The sequence below is a fragment of the Sphingomonas sediminicola genome, from assembly GCF_014489515.1.
Taxonomy (GTDB): Bacteria; Pseudomonadota; Alphaproteobacteria; order Sphingomonadales; family Sphingomonadaceae; genus Sphingomicrobium; species Sphingomicrobium sediminicola.
This window is the reverse complement of record NZ_CP060782.1, coordinates 269,836-292,388: the sequence shown is the minus strand read 5'-3', so window position 1 is coordinate 292,388 and position 22,553 is coordinate 269,836. Positions and strand designations below refer to the sequence as shown.

Sequence of the window (22,553 nt, the reverse complement as noted above, 5' to 3'; positions counted from 1 at the left end):
GCCGCGCTTAGCCTCGCGAACTCCAATAGTCGAACGCTTGCCTTTGCAGCTTCCTGATCAACCGCGTCGCTTTCGGTCCTTCCCAAAGGCCGGTGTAACCATGCTTCTTCGCGCCACCGACCCACCAGCCCTGCCCGGGCAAACCATCTGACTGTCGAACGACCAGCACAGCCAACTCCGGCTCTCCGCGTTCTTCGGCCTCGTCATCGACGAACGCGAGCACCTTGCACAGCGCCCGCATCTTCGGGCGAGTGAAGTGATGGCCGAGAAGCTGCAAGGTTTCGGAATAAGTGATCGGTTCGCCCGCCGTAGCGCTGGCGATCAGGATCGCACGAACCTCCAGCGGGTCGGCGAGCAATCCCGCTCTGTCGTTCACTGAGGCTGTTGAGCGACCGGCGTCAGCTCGAACACGTCGAGCTTCGAGCTGCTCTGCGGCCAAGGGATGACCAGACGCCATTTGAAGGGCGCTATCCGTTCAAGCACGCCGGCCATGTCACGCTTGGGATCCTCGCCATAGGCCACCGGCTGCTCCTCGTCGCCGAGCGCGAGGCTTCCGAGAAAGACGAGGCGGTCCGGCCGATCATCCTCCCACAGACGTCCCGCAGGACGCTGGCTGCCAGTTTGCTTGACGATGGTCAGCAGGTCGCCCTCGACCTCGACATAGCAGAAGAAGGGCTTGAATCGCTCGAACGCGACCGCCTTCGCAGTCGCTTTCCCTAGCTTGACGAGGCGGCAGTTATAGCTGCCCGGCGTCGGCGCCGGTCGCGGGAGCGCAGCCCTGGGCCTCAGGAGCGGTCCTTCGGCTTCCACTTCGCGGCCGAAACCGCGCTGCGCGTCCTGCAGGGCCTCCTGCCAGGCTAGGCCAAGACGTGAAATGCGCTGTTTGTCCGCTTCGGTCGCAACGCCCTGCCAGACGTCGCCCCGGATCTGGGGCTCGGCGGTCACGACCGGGCGCAAACGCGGCCGCTGCTCCGCTGTCGAGCAGGCCGCGAGTGCGAGAATCGGCACGATTGTGAGGAAGCGACGGCTCACGACCGTTAGCGTGACATTCGTGGTCACCAGTTGCAACCAACAGCCCGTTCAGCATTCGCTTTGAATTGACGCTCACCGCCGGTAGGCGCGCGAAACATGAATCGCGACAGCCAGAGCGACCCGGATCATCAGCACGCGCGGCAGGGGCTGGCGCTGGGCATCTCGGCCTACGGGCTCTGGGGCGTCCTTCCGGTCTATTTCAAAGCGTTGCGGTCAATCGACGCGTTCAACATCGTGGCGCACAGGATTGTCTGGTCGGTTCCGATCCTCGCGACCCTGCTGTCGTTTACCGGGACGTGGGGAGAGGTCCGTGAGGCACTCGGGAACCGCAAGGCCGTCATCCTGCTGACCGTAACCGCGCTGCTCATCGGCGGTAACTGGCTGCTCTACGTCTACGCGGTGAACAGTGGGCACATTTTGGCCGGCAGCCTCGGCTACTACCTAAATCCGCTCGCGAACGTCCTTCTTGGACGGATCGTCCTCAAGGAACGACTGACCTGGCTTCAATGGGCGGCAGTCGCCCTGGCAGCCGCAGGTATTACAGCACTGGCCATCGGAGCGCTGAGCCAGTTGTGGATCAGCCTCACGCTTTGCGCGAGCTTCGCGACCTATGGCCTGCTCCGGAAGATCGCTCCCGTCGACGCCATCGCCGGACTCGCGATTGAGACGATGCTGCTCTTCCCGTTCGCGGCCGGCTGGCTGGTTTGGGGTCTCGCGGCCGGCGACCCGATCTTCGGAGCATCAAGAGTGGATGTCGCGCTGATCCTGGTCGCGGGAGTGATCACCGCGACTCCGTTGCTCCTGTTCACTGCGGCCGCGCGACGCCTGCCCTACTCGACCTTGGGCATGCTGCAGTTCATCGCTCCGACGTTTCAGTTCCTGATCGCCGTCCTGCTCTACGGAGAGCCGTTCACCCAAGCCCATGCCATCGCATTCGGGGCAATCTGGACTGCGCTGGCGCTCTACGTGCTTGCGCTAGTCAGGCATGCGCGCGCGTCGGTTACCCTGCCGGAGTAGGAACTTCCCGAAAATTAGGCCATTGTTGAGTCCGTGAAACGGTTAGTCGCCGCTGCAGCGCTGCTCGTCCTGGCATCCTGCAACACGTATCAGGACCCTTACGGACCCGAGCCGTACCCGTATCCGGCGCCCGCGCCCTATCCGCAGGAGCCCTATCCTCCAGCGCCTGGTCAATATCCCGGCGGCGCGCCGTACCAGCCTGCGCCACCAGAGTGCATGATCACCTCGTCCCGCGACTGGACCGCATGGATCAACCGCATGCCTGGGCCGAACAATGGCCCGGCGCTGGTCGTCTCCGGCAAGGTCGTGACGGCGACCGGCGGCTACCAGGTTGCGTTCGACCGCTACATGCAGATCCGAAAGGGCTACCCGGCGCAGGCCTTCGTGACGCTCAATGTCGCGGGCCCCGGTGATTCGCCGGCCTCGCAAGCGCAGGTCACTCACGAAGTGCGGTGGGAATGGCCGCTCAACCAGCCTGTTGGGAGCGTGATCGTTCGTTGCGGCGACAAGACGCTGGCTGAAATTACCCGCATCCAAACCGCCTTCTAAAGCTGCTACAGGCTGCGCTCCATCAGGAGGGGCCGGTCATGTTCAACATCGTTTCGCTGATCATCGGCGCCGTCGCGCTGGTTTGCGCGATGATCGCCTTCCTCCCCCTGCTCGGATGGCTGAACTGGCTGATCATCCCCCTCGCCCTGATTGGCGCGGGCTTAGGCGTTGTCAGCAGAAGTACCAGCGGCCGCAATCTCAACCTTTTCGTGATCGTCGTCGGGATCGTCCGGCTGATGCTCGGCGGAGGTATCTTGTGAGCGCCGACCCGCGAACGTTCAGCGCGACATGATGATCGCGGGCCCGAATCGGGTCTCGGTTCCGCCTTCCGCCGTGAAGCCGCACTTTTCGTAGAATTCCTGCGCTTCCGGAGCTGCAATGACGGTCAGGCTCAGCCCCGCAATTCGCGCCCGATGCGCCGCCTCCTCCACGAGCAGTGAACCAACGCCCCGTCGCCAGAAGTCAGGTTCTACGAACAGGCCCTCGAGCTCGGCCGATTCCGGTCCGATGACGACGACCGCGAAACCGGCGACGGCCGATACGCCTTCAGCGACGATCACCGAACCTTGTTCGATATGGTTCAGCGGAAGGTCGATGGCTTCGGGATTTGCCTCCAACTGCTCACGGTAGTGTGGGAGGGCGCGCGAGGCCCGGTGCTGCAGCTCCTCCAGGTCGAGGCGCTCGTTCGGCCGAGCGAGCCGAATCCAAACCGGAAGGTCAGCGAGCCTTGACGTAGCTTCCGGGTGCATCCTCGATCGCCTTAAGCTTACCCTTGCCCGGGATGCGGGGGCCCTTCGCCGCTACTGTCTTGGGAGCCTGCTTCTTTACCCAATCCAACCAGTCGGGCCACCAGCTGCCCTTGCGCTCCTCCGCGCCCTCGATGAACTCCTCGAGTGTTTCCGCGGCATGGTCGTTGACCCAGTATTGATACTTCTGCGCGGCCGGCGGGTTCACGACGCCTGCAATGTGCCCCGATCCCGCGAGCAGGAAGCGCTTCGGACCAGTGAAATGCTCCATGATCTTCCAGACGCTTTCCGGCGGGGCGATATGATCCTCGCGCCCGGCCTGAACATAGGTCGCCGTCTTCACCTTGCCGATATCGATCGGCGTGCCCGCCACATCGATCCCGCCGTTCTTAATCAGCTTGTTCTGCTTGTAGAGGTCTTCGAGATAGTCGCGGTGCCACTTGGCCGGCAGATTGGTCGTGTCCGAATTCCAGTGCAGCAGGTCGAATGGTGCCGGCTCTTCCCGAGCAGGTAGTTATTGACGACATAGTTCCAGATGAGGTCGCGGCCGCGCAGCAGGTTGAACGTCGCCGCCATGTAGCGGCCGTCGAGATAGCCCTTGTCGCGCGTGATCTCGTCAAGCAGCGCCATGGTCTCGTCGCCCGTGAACAGCTTGAGATCGCCGGCAAGCGAAAAGTCGACCTGTGCTGTCAGGAAAGTCGCCGACTTGACCTTGGCCTCCTGCTTCTTCGCATGAAGGTATCCCAAGGTCGCAGCCAATGTCGTGCCTGCAACGCAATAACCGATGGTGTGGACGCTCTCAACGCCGAGCAGGTCACGAACGGTGTCGATCGCATCAACCTGTCCCTTGAGGACGTAGTCGTCGAGCGTCAGGTCAGCCAGGCTTTCGTCCGCCGACTTCCAGCTGACCATGAACAGGCTGATGCCATGATCCACGCACCATTTGACGAAACTTTTCTCGGGAGTGAGGTCGAGGATGTAGAAGCGGTTGATCCAGGGCGGGAAGATGACGACCGGAGTTTCGAGCACCTCGTCGGTCGTCGGACTGTACTGGATCAGTTGATAGAGCGGCGTTTCCTTGATCACCTTGCCCGGCGTCGTCGCCAAATTCTTGCCAACTTCGAACACGCCCTGCTTGGTCTGCGTCAGCTGGCCCGCGGCGATGTCGTCCAGCATGTTCGCCAGGCCCTTGAGGAGGTTCTCCCCGCGGGTTTCCATCGTCCGTTTGAGCACTTGTGGATTGGTCAACGCAAAATTCGACGGGCTCATCGCGTCGACGAAGCTGCGAACGCCGAACTGCATGCGCTGGCGGGTTTCCTCGTCAATCCCCTCTATATCCTGAACGGTACCGAGAAGCTTGTCTGAAAGTGCCAAATAGGTTTTACGGATCGTGTCGAAGACGGGACTTTCCTGCCATTCGGGCGCGGCGAAGCGGCGATCGCGCGCATTCTCCTTCGCTTCCGTATCGAGACCAATCATCCGGCCCCAGGTCTCGAGGCCCTTCGCCCAGGCCTCGGCACCGGCAGTGAACAAGGCGGCGGGATCGGCCGTGGCAGGCGATCCGATGCCGAACGCAGGTGGGAATGCTCCCCACGGCGGTGCGGCAGCCGGCCATCCGTCGCCCTTCGGCAATCCCTCGGCCCATTTCTCCATGAGCATCTGCTGGGCCCGGCCCATGACCCAGGTCCAATGCTGCCAATCCTCGAGCGTCGGAATCGCGCTCGTCGTGTCCGTCTCATCCGCCATATGATCCATGTAAGCGTTTCGCGGTTCGTCGGCGAATCTCTTCAATTGCATCGAGCTGACCGACCCGCGAAAAGCGGAGATGATGGAGCCAACAGCCGTCCCGCAGGCGCTCGCCCTGATCGACTATTTCGGCATTGCAGTGTTCGCCATATCCGGTGCGCTGCTTGCAGCGGAGCGGCGGCAGACGTTCGTCACGTTCGTCTTCTTCGCCGTCGTGACGGGTGTCGGCGGCGGGACGCTCCGCGACCTGCTGATCGGCGCACCGGTGTTCTGGGTGCACAAGAACGCAACCTTGCTCATCTGCATCGGAGCAGCGCTCCTCACCTGGCTGGTCAGCCGGCGCTTCATCGCCGAGCGCGCCTTGCTCTGGTTCGATGCGGCCGGTCTCGCGGCATATGCGACCTACGGCGCGGCGAAGGCGCTCAGCTTCGGCGTTGCTCCGGTCCCGGCATTCGTGATGGGCGTGTTGACTGCCTGTGCTGGCGGAATCATTCGCGACGTGCTCGCCGGCGAGCCTTCGATCCTGATGCGCCCCGAACTCTACGTGACAGCGGCCGCGCTCTCGTCGGGCTTGTTCGTTGGGCTGGCTTTGCTGGGACTCTCGCTGCCGGTTGCAGGAGGAGTCGCCGCGATTGCGGGCTTCACTCTGCGCGGACTTGCGATCGCCCGTGGCTGGTCATTGCCCGCCTACAACGACTAGGCTTGCCGCAGTGCAGCACGGTCGGCATGACGGGCTGGTGACCGAAGAATTCTACCGCATCAAGCGGCTACCGCCCTACGTCTTCGCTGAAGTGAATGCGATGAAGGCCGCGGCACGAGCGCGCGGTGAGGACATCATCGACCTCGGCATGGGCAATCCGGACGGCGCCCCTCCGAAGCACGTCATCGACAAGCTTGCCGAAGTTGCCGCCAAGCCCACCGCTCATCGCTACTCCGCAAGCCGGGGATCCCCGGCCTCAGGAAGGCGCAGGCCGCCTATTACCAGCGCCGGTTCGGAGTGACTCTCGATCCCGACAAGGAGGTCATCGTCACCTTGGGCTCGAAGGAGGGTCTCGCCAACCTCGCCCAGGCAATCACCGCGCCGGGGGACGTCGTGCTCGCGCCGAACCCGTCCTATCCGATCCACAGCTTCGGCTTCATCATTGCGGGCGCAGCGATTCGCTCGATCCCGGCCGCCCCGGCGAAGAATTCTTCGACCGATTGAATAGCGCAGTCCGCTACACCGTCCCGCGGCCGAAAGTCCTCGTGATCGGCTATCCGTCGAACCCAACCGCCTATGTCGCCGACCTCGCCTTTTACGAGCGGCTCGTCGCTTTCGCTCGGGAGCACGAGCTGATCGTTATCTCCGACCTTGCCTACGCAGAAATCTACTTCGGCGACACTCCGACACCTTCGATCCTGCAAGTCGAAGGGGCGAAGGACGTCGCGGTCGAGTTCACGTCCATGTCGAAGACCTACAGCATGGCCGGTTGGAGGATTGGCTTCGCTGTCGGCAATGCGCGGCTGATCGAGGCGCTAGCGCGGGTGAAGTCCTATCTCGACTATGGCGCTTTCACGCCGGTCCAGGCGGCAGCCGTGGCCGCGCTCAACGGGCCGCAGGACATCGTCGAATACAACCGCAACCTCTACCGCAAGCGCCGCGACGTTTTAGTGGAGTGTTTCGGCAGAGCCGGTTGGGAAATCCCGGTCCCACAGGCGTCGATGTTCGCCTGGGCACCGATACCCGGGCGCTTCCACAACCTAGGCGCCATGGAATTCTCGAAACGCCTTCTGACCGAGGCTCACGTCGCAGTGGCACCGGGCGTAGGATTTGGTGAGGAAGGCGAAGGCTTCGTCCGCATCGCGCTCGTCGAGAATGAGCAAAGGCTGCGCCAGGCGGCGCGCGGTGTGAAGAAGATGCTGGGTAGCTAGGCCGAGCCTAGCGGAGCAGCGCGCTCGAAACCGTTACGACGCCCCAGCGCGTCATCTCGCGCTTGTCCGGAACCGAGGCGACCCGGAAACCGCCACCGCCAAATCCAAATGCGAAATGGCTGTGATCGCCCTCGTCGAGCGACTCGATGAGGTGATAACCCGCATTGCGGAACGCGGCTGCGATCATCGCGTGAGTCACACCGGGCCTGCGCGCTATGTCGATCGCCCGGCCACGAAGATGATAGCTGTTACGGACTCCGCCGACCTGGCGATTATGTTCGGGCGAGCGATAGGTGCTCGTGACGCGGCCCCAGCCGGAGGCGAGGCTTGCGGCAGCACGAAGGTTGCCTGCACCGCCGCCCAGCGGAGCCCAGTTGGCTCCGGACGGTTCCTGCGCGACCCGTGCCAGCACGGCCGCGGTATCGTCCCTCTGCCCGACCTTCTGATGCTCCGCGACGCGAATGATCGCGCGCTCGCCCGTTACCGTACGGATTCCAAAATCGGTCTCTGCAGATGCGACCGATGCGCTCGACAACAGCGCCATTCCGATTGCGAATCGAGTCATTCTCAAGCCCCCGCTCGTGCAGACTTCTTACACCGCTCGGCCGCTCTCAACAACGACATCAACGACTTATGTGAATCTCGCGCCGGGACACTTTGACAAGAAGCGCCGACATCGCATGGTACGCGCCATGTTCCCAGGCTCGCCGACGTCCGTCACGACCGTTGCTCAGATCATCCAACTGGCCGTCGCGCCCGTATTCCTGCTCGCGGGCATTGGGGCTTTCCTGAACGTCTGCGCGGGACGTCTGTCCCGGATCGTCGATCGCTCCCGGGAAATCGAACCACTGCTCATCGCCAGCCGGGGCGCGGAGCACGACCGCTGGCTCGGCGAGATCCGCGTCCTCGACCGACGTATGGCCTTGGTCAGCCGGGCGATCTTTCTTTCGGTCTTGGCGGCTGTCCTCATCTGCGCCGTAGTAGTGCTGCTTTTTGCTGCGGGACTGACCAACGCGCATTTCGGAACCGCAATTGCACTGCTCTTCATTGCCTCCATGATCGCCATCGGTCTCGGCTTCGCGGTCTTCCTAGTCGAAACGCGAGTTGGATCGCGCGCGGTTCGCATCCGATCGGAATTGCTCGCCCATGAGGTTGAGCCCGACTAAGGCCCACCGCCTCGACAAGATTCGGAACGCCTCCTATCGGCTCTCAAACAGGGAGTTTGATTTCACATGCTTCGACGTCCTCGCGTGCCCGCTTCGCAGGTTCTTGACCGCGTCCTCGTCCTCGAGATGGTTCGGGTGACGGAGGCGGCAGCGGTCGCCGCGTCGAAATGGATCGGGCGCGGTGACAATGACGCGGCTGACGCGGCGGCAGTCGAGGCCATGCGCGAGGCTCTCAACGAACTTCCCTTCGACGGCACAGTCGTCATCGGCGAAGGCGAGCGCGACGAAGCGCCGATGCTCTATATCGGCGAGAAGGTCGGATCGGCGCAGGGCACGGGACCCAAGATCAACATCGCGCTCGACCCGCTCGAGGGAACGACGCTGACCGCAAAGGCGGGACCGAATGCTCTGTGCGTCCTCACGATCTCCGAGGAAGGCGGACTCCTCAACGCTCCCGACACCTACATGGAGAAGCTGGCGATCGGCCCTGGCTACCCGGACGGAACGATCGACCTTTCGAAGAGCGTCGGACACAACATCCGCTCGATCGCGGCCGCAAAGGGCGTCGAGCCGAACGAAATCATCGCTTGCGTGCTCGACCGGCCGCGCCACGAGGACATCATCGCCGAGCTGCGTGCGCTCGGATGCGGCGTGAAGCTGATCTCGGATGGCGACGTTGCCGGCGTGATTGCCGTGACCGATCCGGACACCAGCATCGACGTCTACCTCGGCAGCGGCGGTGCGCCGGAAGGCGTCCTTGCCGCCTCGGCACTGCGCTGCGTCGGCGGACAGATGCAGGGCCGTCTCGTCTTCCGCAACGACAAGGAAATCGCGCGGGCGAGGCGCTGGGGCATCGAGGACCTCGACCGCATCTATTCTCTTGAAGACATGGCGAAGAGCGACTGCATCTTCGCCGCGACCGGCGTGACCGATGGCTCGCTCCTGAAAGGCGTCCACCGCCGGACCAACTGCCTGACGACCGAAAGCATTGTAATGCGCGCGAGCTCCGGCACCGTGCGTCGTGTCTGGGCCGAGCATCACAAATGGGACGATTGACCGCCTCGCTCCCGTCCAGCCGTGTGGTTTTCACGGCAAGCTGGGCTCGATTCCCGCTTTCGTGCATTTGTTCCCTCCGTGAGCAGGGACCGAACTTTCGCCAGCTTCTTCCAAGCGGGCTTCGAATGCTCGTCGCACCGGCGGCGCGACGGCGTTCGCCTAGACCTAATCCGGGCGACGTCTCACGACCGTCATGTGGCTTCCGACTATCGACAGTGCGCGGAGCTTGGTTTACGGACGCTCCGGGACGGACTGCGGTGGCACCTGATCGAGAAGTCGCCCGGCTGCTATGACTGGTCCAGCTGGACGCCGGCGCTCGAGGCGGCGGAGCGGAACGGCCTTCAGATCATCTGGGACCTTTTCCACTACGGATCGCCGGACCACGTCGACCAAGGCTCGCCTGATTTCCCAAGACGTTTCGCCGATTTTGCGATGGCCGCCGTGGAAGTGCAGCAGAGCGTCAGCGGCCGCCCGCCCATTCTCTGCCTGCTCAACGAAATCTCGTTCCTGTGCTGGGCGGTGGAGACCGGTTACTTCCCGCGCGTCGGGCCGGGCAAGACGGGCTGGCTCAAGCGCCAGCTGGTCAAGACCGCCGTGGCGGCGGCAACTGCGATCCGCGAACGATGGCCGGAGACCAAGTTCGTCTGGGCGGAGCCTCTTATCCACATCGCGCCGAAGCATCACCGCAAGCAGGAAGTCGCAGCCGCCGAACGACGCCGGCTAGGACAGTTTGAAGCCTACGACTGGCTGATGGGCCGCGAAGAGCCCGAACTGGGAGGACGCGAAGACTTCGTCGACCTGGTTGGCCTGAATTTCTACCCCCACAACCAATGGTATCTGGACGGTCCGACCATCCCAATGGGCCACCACGAATATCGGCCCCTGGCGGACATGCTGGAGGAGGTAGCCGAGCGTTACGGCAAGCCGATGTTCATTGCCGAAACGGGCGCCGAAGGCTCTGGTCGCCCTGCCTGGCTGCATTATGTTTGCGACGAGGTGCGGCAGGCGCAAGGCCGGGGAGCGAATATCCAGGGCATTTGCCTCTACCCGATCACTGCCTATCCCGGCTGGGACAATAGCCGGCATTGCGAGGTCGGCCTGTTCGCGCCGGTTGGCTCGGACGGCAAGCGCCACGTCTTCGAGCCCCTCCGACAAGAGATCGATCGGCAACGCGCAATCTTCGGCGTCGATAAAATGTCGGAAGCGAAACTGAGACGGCTTCACGTAGCCCGCTGATCAGACGACCGGCGCGTCCCTGACATCGTCCGACGGAGTCCCGACGAATGGCCATCCGTCGCGCCACTGAATCTTGTCGATCAACAGGATCCGACGGCTGTTGATTTCATCTTCCTGCCGCTGCCGCGGACGGTTCACGTCGATCGCGTGATAGATGATCCAGTTTTCCCCCGCCTTGTCGGTGACGATGCAATTGTGCCCAGGCGCAAGCCAGCGCTCGCTCTTGAAAAGCATCAGGCTGTGCGGCACGCCGCGCGCTTCCTCCAGCGTCTCGAACGGCCCCGTCGGCTCCCGCGACCTGGCGACCATCACGCCATATTCAGCGTCCGGTCCGCAGCAATTGTCGCCCGAATAGAAGATGTAATAGAAATCGTCGTGGTGAATGACCCATGCGGCTTCGACGAGCCGGGGAAAACCGCCCTTGGAATTGGGCCAGATGATGTCCGTCGGTTCGCTGTCAGGCACGAAAGACATGTGGTCTTCCGCGAGTTGCTGGACCTTGATCGGCTGGAACCCGGAGCCCCAGTACAGGAACCGCTGGCCGCTCACCGGGTCGTCGAAGACCATCGGGTCGATATATTCGAACCCCATCCCCAGGAGCAGAGGCAGCCCCATATCGACAAACGGCCCGACCGGTGACGAAGCGGTTGCGATGGCGAGGCAATGCCCGCGTTCCGGGACGTCGCAGACGTCGGGTGTCGCCGAATAGTACATGAGATACCGGTCGCCTTCCTGGACCACATACGGAGCCCAGAAATCCTGGGTGTCACGCGCCCAGCCCGGCTTATCGGGAAGCGCATCACCCAAATGATCCCATTGGACGAGGTCGCGGGACCGAGCGACCTGGATGTTGATCCACTTGTCGTCCTGAAGTGTCTGGGTCGCGTAAGCGTAATAGTATCCGTCGGGCGCCAGGATAGCGGCCGGATCGGGAAAGTCCGCATCAAGGACAGGGTTGATGTAGGTCGCCGTCGCCCGGTCGACGATGGCAACGCCGGTAGAATCAATGGGGCGTCCATACGCCCCCGGATAGGGTCCGATCCGTCGTTTCGAAACCCGAAATCGCAAGTCGGAAAGGCCCCGAGGATAGGCGTAAATCCGCTCGGCGAACCCGCGATTTACTCGGCCGCGACCGAGACCGCTTCCGACCGCCCGCTGGCGAGCTTTTCGTCCATGCGTCGGAACGTGGCCAAGGCCTGTCCGACGATTTGGTCCATGTTGTAATAGCGATAGGTTGCGAGCCGTCCCACGAATGACACGCCGCCCGTTTCGTCAGCAAGTGCTTCGTACCTCTTGAACAACTCCTGATTTTCCGGCCGCGGGATCGGATAATATGGATCGCCCTCAGCCGACGGGTATTCGTAGGTTATCGTCGTCACGGGCGCTTCCTGGCCCGTCAGGTGCTTGTATTCGCTGATCCGCGTGAACGGCACGTCCTCGCTGGGGTAATTCACGACCGCCACTGGCTGGAACCACTCCTGGTCCAGCGTCTGGTGATCGAACTTCAGGCTGCGGTAAGGGAGCTTGCCGAAGCGAAAGTCGAAATACTCGTCGATCGGCCCGGTGTAGATAATGTGGTCGGCGATCTCGTGCGCCCGGTTCTTCAACTCGGCGAAGTCGACTCCTGTGCGCACCTCGATCAGCGGGTGGTCGAGCATCTTCTCGAACATCGCTGTGTAGCCGTGGAGCGGCATCGCCTGGAAGGTATCGCTGAAATAGCGGTCGTCTGCGTTCGTCCGGGTCGGAATTCGCGACGTGACCTGCTTGTCGAGTTCCGAGGGATCCAAACCCCATTGCTTGCGCGTGTAGCCCCGGAAAAAGAGCCGGTAGAGCTCCGTGCCGACAGCGTTGATGACCACATCCTCGGAGGTCCGGATCTCCTCGACCGGTTCCGCGCGTTGCGCGAGATACTCGGCCGCTTCTTCCTCGGTCCGGAGGTTGGCGTCGAACAGCATGTTCAGGGTCGTCCGGTTAATCGGGATCGGTACCTGCTGGCCGCGGACGCAGGCGAGCACGCGATGCTCGTACGGCCGCCACTCGGTGAACTGCGAGAGGTAATCGACAACCTGCTCGCTGTTCGTGTGGAAAATGTGCGGCCCATACTTGTGGTAGAGAATGCCGGCCTCGTTCGGCTCGTCATAGGCATTCCCTCCGACGTGACTGCGGCGGTCGATCAGCAGGACGCGGGCGCCATGCTGGCTCGCAAGCCTCTCCGCGAGGACGGAGCCGGCGAAGCCCGCACCGACGATGAGATAATCGTACCGCTCGCTCGACGGTTCGGGAGCGTTGAAGAAAGCGTTCATTCCGCAGCCACCAGCAATGCCGAGGCCGTCTGCGAGGCGCGTTCCCCGAGAACCTCCGCTATCAGGCCGGACATTCGCGCCTGCGTCGTCGCCCAGCTCGTCGCAGACAGAATCAAGTCCGCTTCGGCGAGCCAATCTCCACCCTCGCGGGATTGCTCCAGCGCCTTCTCGCAGCAGCGGACGAAACCGTCCGCGTCGCTGGCGATGTGGACGCCCTGCAAATGCCCGTAAGTGCGGACGACGTCGCGGACAGGAGTCGAGACGACCGGCTTTCCGCCTGCAAGATATTCCGGAGTCTTGGTCGGCGAGATGAACTGCGTGGATTCGTTCATCGCGAATGGCATCAGCGCGACATCCCAGCCCGACAGGTAAGCCGGAAGCTGCTCATATGTCTTGCCGCCGAGATAGTGGATGTTCGCAGCGCGAGGCAACTCGTCCTCGCCGATCTTCACGACCGGTCCGACCATGACGAACGACCAATTTGGGCGCATGTCGGCCGCCTGCCTCAGCAGGTCGATGTCGAAGCGCTCGTCGATGACGCCATAGAAGCCCAGGCGAGGGTGCTTCAGCTCTGCCTGGTCGGCAGGCTGCGAAAGCTCGCGTCTAGCCTTCGCGAAATGGTCGCGATCGACGGACGAGGGGAAACAATGGACCGACGGATGACGGTTCTTCTTCGCTTCGTAAAGGCTGGCTCCGCCGGTGAAGACCAGGTCTGCGCGGCCGATCAGCTCCTGCTCGAGGTCGAGCAATTGCTCCGGCGCGAACCGAAACTTGGAAAGTTCGTCCATGCAGTCGTAGACGACGGTGCTGGCGTCGAGATGACGCGAGAACGGCAGCATCATCGGCGTGTAATACCAAGCGACGATGGGGCGCGAGCAGCTGGCAGCGTGTGCGTCCAAAAGACGCCTTAGAGCATCCTCCCGCCGCGCTTCGTTCTGGCCCTGCGGTAGATGCGGGGTGGCGATGCGGACATTGGGGAAGTCATCGGCTTGACGGACCTTCAGATAAGCGGTCTCCCGGCGATCGATCTCAATCGGCTCTTCCCAGAATATCACTGACATTTCGCGCGCGAAACGGCTCATAAGGTGCTGCGGGCGCTGGAAAACAAAGTCCCACCGCAGGTGCGAAAAGCAGAACAAAGTTGGACGTGCAGGATCCGGCGCCGAATGTTCGGCTTCCGACTCTACAGGGACCCCGGCGTTAGTCAGCATTTCGCGTTTAACCTCCTGTCGTTAGGAACTCATATGTCCAACGGAGGGCAAGCGGTTACGGTTCCGCAAAATTGATCCTGATTAACTCTTTTTACCCCATGTTGCGCTGCAACATACGCCGGACTGTGAGTCGCTTGCGCCGAAGCGCAGGAACACTCCCGACGACGCGGCCAGATTTGCCGGAGATTGACCCTGCGTGGCGACCGTGGAAGGACGCCTGGCCAAGGAGAGCGTCCCTTGGCGACAACAATCGAAGAACTGGAAAAACGCCGCGAGGCGGCAAAGCTAGGCGGCGGCGCTAAGCGGATCGAGGCCCAGCATGCAAAGGGCCGCCTAACCGCGCGCGAGCGGCTCTCGGTGCTGCTCGATGAAGGCAGCTTCGAAGAATATGACATGTACGTCGAGCACAATTGCGTCGACTTCGGCATGGAGAGCCAGACGTTCCCCGGCGACGGCGTTGTCACCGGTTCCGGTACGATCAATGGCCGCTTGGTCTACGTTTTCGCCCAAGATTTCACCGTGTTCGGCGGCTCTCTTTCGGAGCGTCACGCCCAAAAGATATGCAAGATCATGGATATGGCGATGAAGGTCGGCGCACCGGTCGTCGGCCTCAACGATAGCGGCGGCGCCCGCATTCAGGAAGGCGTCGCCTCGCTCGCCGGTTATGCCGAGGTCTTCCAGCGCAACGTCCTCGCCTCGGGTGTGGTCCCGCAGATCAGCCTGATCATGGGCCCGTGCGCGGGCGGCGCGGTCTATTCGCCGGCGATGACCGACTTCATCTTCATGGTGAAGGATAGCTCCTACATGTTCGTCACCGGCCCGGACGTGGTGAAGACCGTCACCAACGAGGTCGTGACCCAGGAAGAGCTGGGCGGTGCGATCACCCACACGACGAAGTCGGGCGTCGCCGACGTTGCTTTCGAGAACGACATCGACGCACTGCTGGCCACTCGCGAGTTCTTCGACTTCCTGCCGCTGTCGAACCGCCACGATTTGCCCGAGCGGCCGACTAGCGACGACTGGGACCGCATCGAAGACAGCCTCGATACCTTGATCCCGCCAAGCGCCAACCAGCCGTACGACATGCACGAGCTGATCCGGAAGGTCGCCGACGAGGGCGAGTTCTTCGAGCTTCAGCCGGGCCATGCCGGCAACATCATCACCGGCTTCTGTCGCATCGAGGGCCGCACGGTCGGTGTCGTCGCCAACCAGCCGATGGTGCTGGCAGGCGTCCTCGACATCAATTCCTCCAAGAAGGGTGCGCGCTTCGTTCGCTTCTGCGACGCGTTCGAAATTCCGATCCTGACTTTCGTGGACGTCCCCGGCTTCCTCCCGGGCGTCGCGCAGGAGCATAACGGCATCATCAAGCACGGCGCGAAATTGCTCTTCGCTTATGCCGAGGCGACGGTCCCCAAGATCACCGTCATCACCCGCAAGGCCTATGGCGGCGCCTATGACGTTATGGCCTCCAAGCATTTGCGTGGGGACCTCAATTACGCCTGGCCGACCGCCGAGATCGCCGTGATGGGCGCCAAGGGCGCGGTCGAGATCATCTTTCGCAAAGACATCGGCGACGCCGAGAGAATCGCGACACGCACCCGCGAATATGAAGAGCGCTTCGCCAACCCCTTCATCGCCGCGAGCAAGGGCTTCATCGACGAAGTGATCATGCCGCACTCGACGCGGCGGCGGGTCGCGCTCGGGCTAAGGAAGCTCCGTAACAAACAATTGGAGAATCCGTGGAAGAAGCACGACAACATTCCGCTTTAGATCCGGATGCGGTCACGCCCGAGGAGATCGGCCTGGCAATTCTGGGTGGGGCGGGCTGGATCGCTGTAGCAGCCGGTATTGTCTGCCAGATTATGTGGGGCGGTCGTTACGCCCTGCTGGGCGTCCTAGCTTTCGCGCTGTCCAGGGCACTGATGAGAATTTGGCAGCTGGCACGGCGGCAATCCTTTCCGCGAAACCGGGCATCGTCGCGAATGACGAGAGGACTGGCGATCTTCTGGGTGTTCCTTTCGCTCTGTCTAAGTTTGCCATTCTGGGGAGTCGCATGAGCACCTACACTGCCACGATCCGCTGGACCCGGAAGTCGGACGGCGACTTCAGCAAGGGCCAATACAGCCGCGCGCACACGTGGGAGTTCGATGGCGGCGTGACTGTCCCCGCCTCACCCAGCCCGCACGTCGTCCCGGCCCCTTGGTCCGATCTTAACGCCATCGATCCGGAGGAAGCGTTCGTCGCCTCCCTCTCCTCCTGCCACATGCTCTTCTTCGTTGATTTCGCGCGGCGTGCCGGGCTCATCATTGACGACTATGTTGATAAGGCAGAGGGCACTTTGGAAAAGCGCCCGGACGGGAAAATGGCGATGACGCGCGTTACGCTCCACCCGCGCATCACTTGGAGCGGCAGCACACCCGATGAGTCATCCATCGCCGAACTTCACGACCGCGCGCACGAAGCCTGCTTCATCGCCAACTCAGTGACTACGGAAGTGACAATCGACCAATGAAACTCGGCCGTCTGAACCACGTCGGCGTCGCGACGCCGTCGATCGAGCAGAGCCTCGAGCTTTACCGCACCATGTTCAATGCCGAGCCGCACGGTCCCGCCTTCGACCTCCCCGCGCAAGGCGTCCGCGTCTGCTTCGTCGACACGCCCAATTCGCAGATCGAGCTGATCGAACCGCTCGGCGACCATTCGCCCGTCGCGAAATTCCTCGAGAAGAACCCGTTGGGCGGCCAGCATCATATGTGCTTTGAAGTCCCGGACATTCAAATCGCCAAGGCGGAGTTTGAGGCGAACGGCGCGCGCGTCCTCGGCGAGGCGCGCATCGGCGCCCACGGCACGCTCGTTTTCTTCGTTCACCCCAAGGACATGGGCGGCGTTCTGACGGAGATCATGGAGACGCCGAAAGCGGCGAACTGAGTTCTACTCGAACTCCACAATCACCTGATCGACGGCGACGCTTTCGCCGGCCTTCACCGGCGTCGCTTTCACCGTTGCGGCTTTGGGCGCGCGGAGGATGTTTTCCATCTTCATCGCTTCCATAATCGCGACCGTCTGGCCCGGCTCGACCTTGTCGCCGGTTTTCACGTCGAGGCGCGTGACAAGGCCCGGCATCGGCGCGAGCAGCAGCCGCGACAGATCAGGCGGCACTTTCTCGATCATGTGCACGGACAGCTCGGCGACATGCGGGTCGAGCACCTGCACCTTGTGCTTCGCGCCGCGCGTGGTCAGCTCCCACTTCCGGCCGTTGCGCGCGACCCGGACGGTACGCTGGCGGCCGCCGATGGTCAGACCGAGCAGTCGCTGGCCCGGAGTCCAGCTTCCAAAGATCTCGACCGGGGCACCACCATCGACGCTGGCCATTGTGCCACCTTCGAATGGCTCGATGTGGACGCGGTGAACCTCGCCCCAACCTTCACGCTGTGGTCGCGCGGTGGCTCGATCGGGCTGTGCAGCTGGTCGCTGATCTGCCCGGCGCGCGCTTCCCGCGTCGTCTCGATCATCGCAGCGATGGCCACCAGGTCGACGATCAGTTGCGAGTCGGCGGGAGCGCCCTCGAAGCCTTCCGGATATTCTTCGGCGATGAAGTTGGTCGTGATGTTCCCCTCGCGGAAGCGCGGGTTCTGCATCAGCGCGGACAGGAAATCGACGTTGTGACCGATGCCGTCGATCTCGAACGCGTCGAGCGCCGCGACCTGCGCGTCGATCGCGGCCTCGCGGGTCGGCGCCCAGGTGACCAGCTTGGCGATCATCGGATCGTAGAACATCGACACCTCGCCGCCCTCGAACACGCCGTCATCGACGCGGACGACAATCCCGTCGCGCTTCTCGGGTGACGGGCGATAGCGAATCAGCCGGCCCGTGGAGGGCAGGAAGTGCCGGTAGGGATCTTCGGCATAGACGCGGTTCTCGACCGACCAGCCGTTGAGCTCTACGTCGTCTTGGCTGAGCTCCAGCTTCTCGCCCGCCGCGACGCGGATCATCTGCTCGACGAGGTCGAGGCCGGTGACTTCCTCGGTCACCGGATGCTCGACCTGCAGCCGGGTGTTCATTTCGAGGAAGTAGAAGCTCTTGCCGGTCGTATCGGCACCGGAAACGATCAGCTCGACCGTGCCCGCGGAATAATATCCAACGGCGCGGGCGAGCGCGACCGCCTGCTCGCCCATCGCCTTTCGCATCTCGGGCGTGACGAACGGCGACGGCGCTTCCTCGACCACCTTCTGGTGGCGGCGCTGGATCGAGCATTCGCGCTCGCCGAGGTAGAGGATGTTGCCGTGCTGGTCGCCGAGCACTTGGATCTCGATGTGCCGCGGCTGCTCGATGAACTTTTCGATGAAGACGCGGTCGTCGCCGAAGCTGCTCAAACCCTCGCGCTTGGTGGCTTCGAAGCCCTCGCGAACGTCCTTCTCCGACCAGGCGAGGCGCATGCCCTTGCCGCCGCCGCCGGCCGATGCCTTCATCATAACCGGATAGCCGATGTCCTTGGCGATTTTCACCGCCTCGTCGGTCGTGGCGATGTCGCCGAGATAGCCGGGGACGACGTTCACGCCCGCCTTCTGCGCGAGCTTCTTGGACTCGATCTTGTCGCCCATGGCGGCGATGGCCTTGGGCGGCGGGCCGATGAAGGCGATCTTTTCCTTCGCCAGCGCCTTGGCGAAGCTCTCGCGCTCCGAAAGGAAGCCGTAGCCCGGGTGCACGGCCTCGGCACCGGTCGCCTTGCAGGCGTCGATGATTAGCTCGGCTTTGAGGTAGGACTCAGATGCCGGCGGCGGGCCGAGGTGGACAGCCTCATCGGCCATGCGCACGTGCGGCGCGCGAGCGTCAGCGTCGGAATAAACCGCGACCGTCTTGATGCCCATGCGCTTCGCCGTGCGGATGACGCGGCAGGCGATTTCCCCGCGATTGGCGATCAGGATCTTCTTGAACACTAGGGCGCAACTCCCTCGACGACGTAGATCCGAGATTTGGACGAGCGATGCCGGATCTCACTCGCCGCGTGGGTCTCAGGCGCATTCTCGAATACCATTGCGGAATCGAAACTGGGGAATTCAAGCAGTACGACGCGTCCATTGGGCGCGGGCGGATCGATGGTCTCTGTGCGTCCCGCGCGCGCTATGTAACGGCCGCCGTGGGCAATGATGATCGGCTCAATCGCCTTCTTGTAATTCTCGTAATCGGCGGGATCGGTCACGGCGACTTCTATCACCACATAGGCCTTGGGCGAGATCGCGACGGAGGAAGTGGTAGTCGGAGTCATGGCCGCGCATGTCGCCGACGTCGACGCGAGAAGGACTAATACCGCGAACCTGATCATTCCCGACGCTCCTTATTCTGCGGCTTCGTCCAGCGGTGGACGATTGTGGCCGAGCAGGCGCAGCACTTCGTCGGCGGCGTCGGCGAGGTTTGTGCCCGGACCGAAGATCGCCTGCACTCCTGCGGCGCGGAGAAGCGCATAATCCTGTGGCGGAATGACTCCGCCTGCGACGACCTTGATGTCGGCTCGGCCTGCTTCCTTGAGCGCTGAAATCAGCTCCGGGATGAGCGTGCGATGGCCTGCGGCTAACGACGATGCGCCGACGACGTCGACGTCATTTTCGATCGCCATTTGCGCGGTTTCGCGTGGGGTCTGGAACAGCGGCCCGGGAATGACTTCGAAGCCGAGGTCAGTGAACGCCGATGACACCAGGTTCGCGCCGCGGTCGTGTCCGTCCTGGCCCATCTTCGCGACCATAATGCGCGGCTTGCGGCCGAGGCGCTCGGCAACAGAGCGCGTGCCACCTTCCGCCGCTCTCCAGCGGTCGTCGTTGCGGGCCTTCCCGTAGATGCCGCGCACTGGCTCGGGAACGGTTCCGTAACGCCCGAACGCGCGTTCCAGCGCGTCCGAAATCTCGCCGAGCGAGGCACGGGCGCGTGCCGCTTCGACGCACAATTCTAGGAGGTTCGCATCGCCCCGCGCCCCAGCTTCGAGCGCGTCCAGCGCGGCGACCACCTTCGCGTCATCGCGGTCTTCGCGAAGCTTCCTCAGGCGGCCGATCTGGTTGGCGCGGACCTTGGCATTGTCGACCTCGAGGATGTCATGCTCTTCCTCTTCCGCCAGGCGATAGCGGTTGACACCGACGATCACCGTTTCGCCCGTGTCGACCTTTGCCGCGCGGGCCGCGGCGGCCTCCTCGATGCGATGCTTGGGCAGGCCTTCCGCAACTGCCTTGGTCATGCCTCCGTGCTGCTCGACTTCCTGGATCAGCTCCCACGCGCGCTCCTCTAGTTCGCGGGTCAGCTTCTCCACGTACCAGCTTCCGCCAAGCGGATCGGCGACGGCGGTGATGCCGCTTTCCTCGGCCAGGATCAGCTGGGTGTTGCGCGCGATGCGCGCGCTGAAATCGGTCGGTAGCGCGATCGCTTCGTCGAAGCTGTTGGTGTGCAGCGACTGCGTTCCGCCGAGCACCGCCGCTAGCGCCTCGACCGTGGTGCGCACGATGTTGTTGTACGGGTCCTGTTCGGTGAGGCTGACTCCCGAAGTCTGGCAGTGCGTGCGAAGCCGCTTGGACTCATCTTTCTTCGCGCCGAGATCGGTCATGATCCGGTGCCAAAGCGTACGCGCGGCGCGCAGCTTCGCGACCTCCATGAACAGGTTCATCCCGATGCCCCAGAAGAAGCTCAGGCGGCCCGCGAACTCGTCGATCTCGAGCCCCTGCTTCATCGCCGCGCGCGCATATTCCATGCCGTCGGCGAGCGTGTAGGCGAGCTCCTGCACCGCCGTCGCCCCGGCCTCGTGCATGTGATAGCCGCTGATCGAGATCGAATTGAATTTCGGCATCTCGCGCGCGCAGAAAGCGATCACGTCCGACACGATCCGCATCGATGGCTCGGGCGGGTAGATGTAGGTGTTGCGGACCGCGAACTCTTTCAGGATGTCGTTCTGGATCGTCCCCGTCAGCTGCGCGTGCGGGACGCCCTGCTCCTCGCCAGCGACGATGAAGAAGGCCATGACCGGAAGCACCGCGCCGTTCATGGTCATGCTGACCGACATTTCGCCGAGCGGGATGCCGTCGAACAGCAGTTTCATGTCCTCGACACTGTCGATCGCGACGCCCGCCATGCCAACGTCGCCCGCGACGCGCGGATTGTCGCTGTCGTAGCCGCGATGGGTGGCGAGATCGAAGGCGACGCTTAGACCCTTTTGACCGGCGGCAAGGTTGCGGCGGTAGAAGGCGTTGGACTCTTCCGCTGTCGAAAAGCCGGCGTACTGTCGGATCGTCCACGGCCGGCCCGCGTACATCGTCGCATAGGGGCCGCGCGTGAAGGGCGCGACGCCCGGATAGCCGCTATCGATGGCGGCATCGGGTCCATAGACATTGTCGAGGCGAATGCCCTCGAATGTCTCGCGCGTCAGGTCCTTGCCCCGCGACTCTTTCGCGGCGAGCGTTTCCCAATCTGATTTGGTCGGCTTGTCGGTCACGGCGCCCGCACTAGCGCGGGCAGCGGCGAACCTCCACCCTCGACGCTATGGCGCGAGGGCAAAGTCGAGGGCGGCATTCTTCAGCTGCGGATCGATTTCGTGACCGCCGTTGAACCAGTGGACTTCAGGCGAATAGCCGGCCCCTCCAGGCCTTTGATCATGTCGCGGACATTGGCGGCCGGGAGGATCGGGTCGCGGCTAGAATGCGCGATGAAGATCCGCTGCTCCTTGTCGATGCGGGAAGGCGCGAACGCATAGCCGGGCGAGAAGGCAATGATGGTCCGGAAAAGGCCTGGGTAGGCCATGCCGATCGACAGTGCGTAGCTGGCTCCGTCAGAGAAGCCCATGACAGTCGTGTGCCCTCTATCGATGGGTGCTTTCGCCGTCAGTTCGGCAATTGCCGCCTTGATGTTGGCGACGTCCGACTCATCGTCCTTTGGTTTGCGTTGTGCCCAGGTACGCCCGCTCGACTGGACAGACAGCAGAATGGCGCCGCGTTGATCGGCGTCGTGCTTGAACTGTTCGAGGAAATAACGAGCGTCGCCACCAGCGCCGTGCAGGACGACGATCAGTGGGGCTGGGCCGGTGATTGTCGCAGGGACATAGGCAAAGGCGCTCGGAGCGATGTGCTGAACGATCGCGGGCGACCGCGCTGCGGCCGGCGATGCAGGGGCGGCGAATACGGCGCTTGCCATAAGAAGAAGTCGCGACACGACTTGCATATCAGTGGTTTCGCAGGACCGAGCGTTGGAGCTTGCCCGTCGCGGTCTTTGGCAGCGCGTCCACGTACTCGATCTCGCGCGGATATTTGTAGGGGGCGATCTGGTTCTTCACGAAGGACTGCAGCTTTTCGGTCAGCTCCGCGCTCGGCTCGGCGAATGCGGCGAGGACGATGAAAGCCTTCACCTTCTGGCCGCGCTCGGGGCAGGTGACGCCGATCACGGCGCACTCGGTGACGGCTGGGTGCGCAAGGAGCGCGTTTTCGACTTCCGGAGCACCGATATTGTAACCCGAGCTGACGATCATATCGTCGCTGCGCGCAAGGTACCAGTAATAGCCGTCGGCATCTCGGCGATAGGTGTCGCCGGTGATATTCCAGCCGTTCTCGACGT

General features: G+C 63.0%; 21 protein-coding genes and 3 pseudogenes. 11 read left to right on the top strand and 13 right to left on the bottom strand.

Annotated elements, in window-relative coordinates:
* Positions 1-7: 7 nt before the first annotated feature.
* Complete coding sequence (locus H9L14_RS01630; protein ID WP_246444332.1) at positions 8-376, bottom strand: ribose-phosphate pyrophosphokinase; 369 nt, start codon at positions 374-376, stop codon at positions 8-10.
* Complete coding sequence (locus tag H9L14_RS01625) at positions 373-1,059, bottom strand: DUF4893 domain-containing protein (protein WP_187708965.1); 687 nt, start codon at positions 1,057-1,059, stop codon at positions 373-375. Before H9L14_RS01625 ends, H9L14_RS01630 begins: the two co-directional genes overlap by 4 nt.
* Positions 1,060-1,128: 69 nt before the next feature.
* On the opposite strand from H9L14_RS01625, the gene rarD reads away from it, so the two are divergent.
* The 3 genes from rarD to H9L14_RS01610 are packed head-to-tail and all read left to right on the top strand — an operon-like array spanning position 1,129 to position 2,858.
* On the top strand, positions 1,129-2,049 hold the full coding sequence (rarD, locus tag H9L14_RS01620; RefSeq protein ID WP_187708964.1) for an EamA family transporter RarD: 921 nt from the start codon (positions 1,129-1,131) through the stop codon (positions 2,047-2,049).
* 33 nt (positions 2,050-2,082) lie between these two features.
* Positions 2,083-2,598 carry a hypothetical protein gene (locus tag H9L14_RS01615; RefSeq protein WP_187708963.1) on the top strand — a complete coding sequence of 172 codons (516 nt, stop codon included), beginning with the start codon at positions 2,083-2,085 and terminating at the stop codon, positions 2,596-2,598.
* A gap of 38 nt (positions 2,599-2,636) precedes the next feature.
* On the top strand, positions 2,637-2,858 hold the full coding sequence (locus H9L14_RS01610) for a hypothetical protein (RefSeq protein ID WP_187708962.1): 222 nt from the start codon (positions 2,637-2,639) through the stop codon (positions 2,856-2,858).
* Between the two features lie 18 nt (positions 2,859-2,876).
* On the opposite strand, the gene H9L14_RS01605 is transcribed toward H9L14_RS01610, so the two are convergent.
* Positions 2,877-3,347: a GNAT family N-acetyltransferase gene (locus tag H9L14_RS01605; protein ID WP_187708961.1), complete on the bottom strand. Its 471-nt coding sequence runs from the start codon at positions 3,345-3,347 to the stop codon at positions 2,877-2,879.
* Positions 3,316-5,090, bottom strand: a pseudogene (locus H9L14_RS01600) (PHA/PHB synthase family protein). Before H9L14_RS01600 ends, H9L14_RS01605 begins: the two are co-directional and overlap by 32 nt.
* An 82-nt stretch (positions 5,091-5,172) precedes the next feature.
* On the opposite strand from H9L14_RS01600, the gene H9L14_RS01595 reads away from it, so the two are divergent.
* Both H9L14_RS01595 and H9L14_RS01590 read left to right on the top strand, forming a co-directional pair.
* A complete protein-coding gene (locus tag H9L14_RS01595) occupies positions 5,173-5,790 on the top strand; it encodes a trimeric intracellular cation channel family protein (RefSeq protein WP_187709823.1) in 618 nt (205 codons plus the stop codon).
* Positions 5,791-5,827: 37 nt separating this feature from the next.
* Positions 5,828-7,001 (top strand): annotated as a pseudogene (locus H9L14_RS01590) (LL-diaminopimelate aminotransferase).
* Between the two features lie 7 nt (positions 7,002-7,008).
* Here H9L14_RS01590 and H9L14_RS01585 read toward each other — a convergent pair.
* Positions 7,009-7,566 carry a D-Ala-D-Ala carboxypeptidase family metallohydrolase gene (locus H9L14_RS01585; RefSeq protein ID WP_222949887.1) on the bottom strand — a complete coding sequence of 186 codons (558 nt, stop codon included), beginning with the start codon at positions 7,564-7,566 and terminating at the stop codon, positions 7,009-7,011.
* A gap of 127 nt (positions 7,567-7,693) precedes the next feature.
* Between H9L14_RS01585 and H9L14_RS01580 the strand changes: the two genes are divergently transcribed.
* The 3 genes from H9L14_RS01580 (at position 7,694) to H9L14_RS01570 (ending at position 10,459) form a co-directional block, all read left to right on the top strand.
* The gene (locus H9L14_RS01580) at positions 7,694-8,167 is read left to right on the top strand and encodes a DUF2721 domain-containing protein (RefSeq protein WP_187708960.1); all 474 of its coding nucleotides are present in this window, start codon (positions 7,694-7,696) and stop codon (positions 8,165-8,167) included.
* Positions 8,168-8,233: 66 nt separating this feature from the next.
* Positions 8,234-9,223: a class II fructose-bisphosphatase gene (gene glpX / locus H9L14_RS01575; protein ID WP_187708959.1), complete on the top strand. Its 990-nt coding sequence runs from the start codon at positions 8,234-8,236 to the stop codon at positions 9,221-9,223.
* Positions 9,224-9,301: 78 nt separating this feature from the next.
* Entirely contained in the window at positions 9,302-10,459 is a 1,158-nt protein-coding gene (locus tag H9L14_RS01570) for a glycoside hydrolase family 26 protein (RefSeq protein ID WP_187708958.1), read from the top strand.
* On the opposite strand, the gene H9L14_RS01565 is transcribed toward H9L14_RS01570, so the two are convergent.
* Genes H9L14_RS01565 through H9L14_RS15420 form a run of 3 tightly spaced genes read right to left on the bottom strand, consistent with a single transcriptional unit; the run spans position 10,460 to position 13,823 of the window.
* Positions 10,460-11,527: a glycoside hydrolase family 43 protein gene (locus H9L14_RS01565; RefSeq protein ID WP_222949886.1), complete on the bottom strand. Its 1,068-nt coding sequence runs from the start codon at positions 11,525-11,527 to the stop codon at positions 10,460-10,462.
* A 50-nt stretch (positions 11,528-11,577) separates the two neighbouring features.
* On the bottom strand, positions 11,578-12,762 hold the full coding sequence (gene glf / locus H9L14_RS15425) for a UDP-galactopyranose mutase (RefSeq protein ID WP_187708957.1): 1,185 nt from the start codon (positions 12,760-12,762) through the stop codon (positions 11,578-11,580).
* On the bottom strand, positions 12,759-13,823 hold the full coding sequence (locus H9L14_RS15420; RefSeq protein ID WP_246444328.1) for a glycosyltransferase: 1,065 nt from the start codon (positions 13,821-13,823) through the stop codon (positions 12,759-12,761). Before H9L14_RS15420 ends, glf begins: the two co-directional genes overlap by 4 nt.
* Before the next feature lie 387 nt (positions 13,824-14,210).
* Between H9L14_RS15420 and H9L14_RS01550 the strand changes: the two genes are divergently transcribed.
* The 3 genes from H9L14_RS01550 (at position 14,211) to mce (ending at position 16,901) form a co-directional block, all read left to right on the top strand.
* A complete protein-coding gene (locus H9L14_RS01550; RefSeq protein ID WP_187708955.1) occupies positions 14,211-15,743 on the top strand; it encodes an acyl-CoA carboxylase subunit beta in 1,533 nt (510 codons plus the stop codon).
* A gap of 283 nt (positions 15,744-16,026) precedes the next feature.
* Positions 16,027-16,485, top strand: a complete 459-nt coding sequence (locus H9L14_RS01545) for an OsmC family protein (RefSeq protein WP_187708954.1) — start codon at positions 16,027-16,029, stop codon at positions 16,483-16,485.
* Positions 16,482-16,901 carry a methylmalonyl-CoA epimerase gene (mce, locus tag H9L14_RS01540; protein ID WP_187708953.1) on the top strand — a complete coding sequence of 140 codons (420 nt, stop codon included), beginning with the start codon at positions 16,482-16,484 and terminating at the stop codon, positions 16,899-16,901. Before H9L14_RS01545 ends, mce begins: the two co-directional genes overlap by 4 nt.
* A gap of 3 nt (positions 16,902-16,904) precedes the next feature.
* Here mce and H9L14_RS01535 read toward each other — a convergent pair.
* From H9L14_RS01535 to H9L14_RS15415, 5 genes and pseudogenes are all read right to left on the bottom strand, one after another.
* Positions 16,905-18,910 (bottom strand): annotated as a pseudogene (locus H9L14_RS01535) (acetyl-CoA carboxylase biotin carboxylase subunit).
* Complete coding sequence (locus H9L14_RS01530; protein ID WP_187708952.1) at positions 18,910-19,296, bottom strand: DUF1330 domain-containing protein; 387 nt, start codon at positions 19,294-19,296, stop codon at positions 18,910-18,912. The pseudogene H9L14_RS01535 and the gene H9L14_RS01530 overlap by 1 nt, the downstream one beginning before the upstream one ends.
* A gap of 12 nt (positions 19,297-19,308) precedes the next feature.
* Positions 19,309-21,441 carry a methylmalonyl-CoA mutase gene (gene scpA, locus H9L14_RS01525; RefSeq protein ID WP_187708951.1) on the bottom strand — a complete coding sequence of 711 codons (2,133 nt, stop codon included), beginning with the start codon at positions 21,439-21,441 and terminating at the stop codon, positions 19,309-19,311.
* Between the two features lie 80 nt (positions 21,442-21,521).
* On the bottom strand, positions 21,522-22,136 hold the full coding sequence (locus H9L14_RS01520) for an alpha/beta hydrolase (protein ID WP_187708950.1): 615 nt from the start codon (positions 22,134-22,136) through the stop codon (positions 21,522-21,524).
* A gap of 28 nt (positions 22,137-22,164) precedes the next feature.
* On the bottom strand, positions 22,165-22,467 hold the full coding sequence (locus H9L14_RS15415; protein WP_246444678.1) for an AMP-binding enzyme: 303 nt from the start codon (positions 22,465-22,467) through the stop codon (positions 22,165-22,167).
* Between the last annotated feature and the right edge of the window lie 86 nt (positions 22,468-22,553).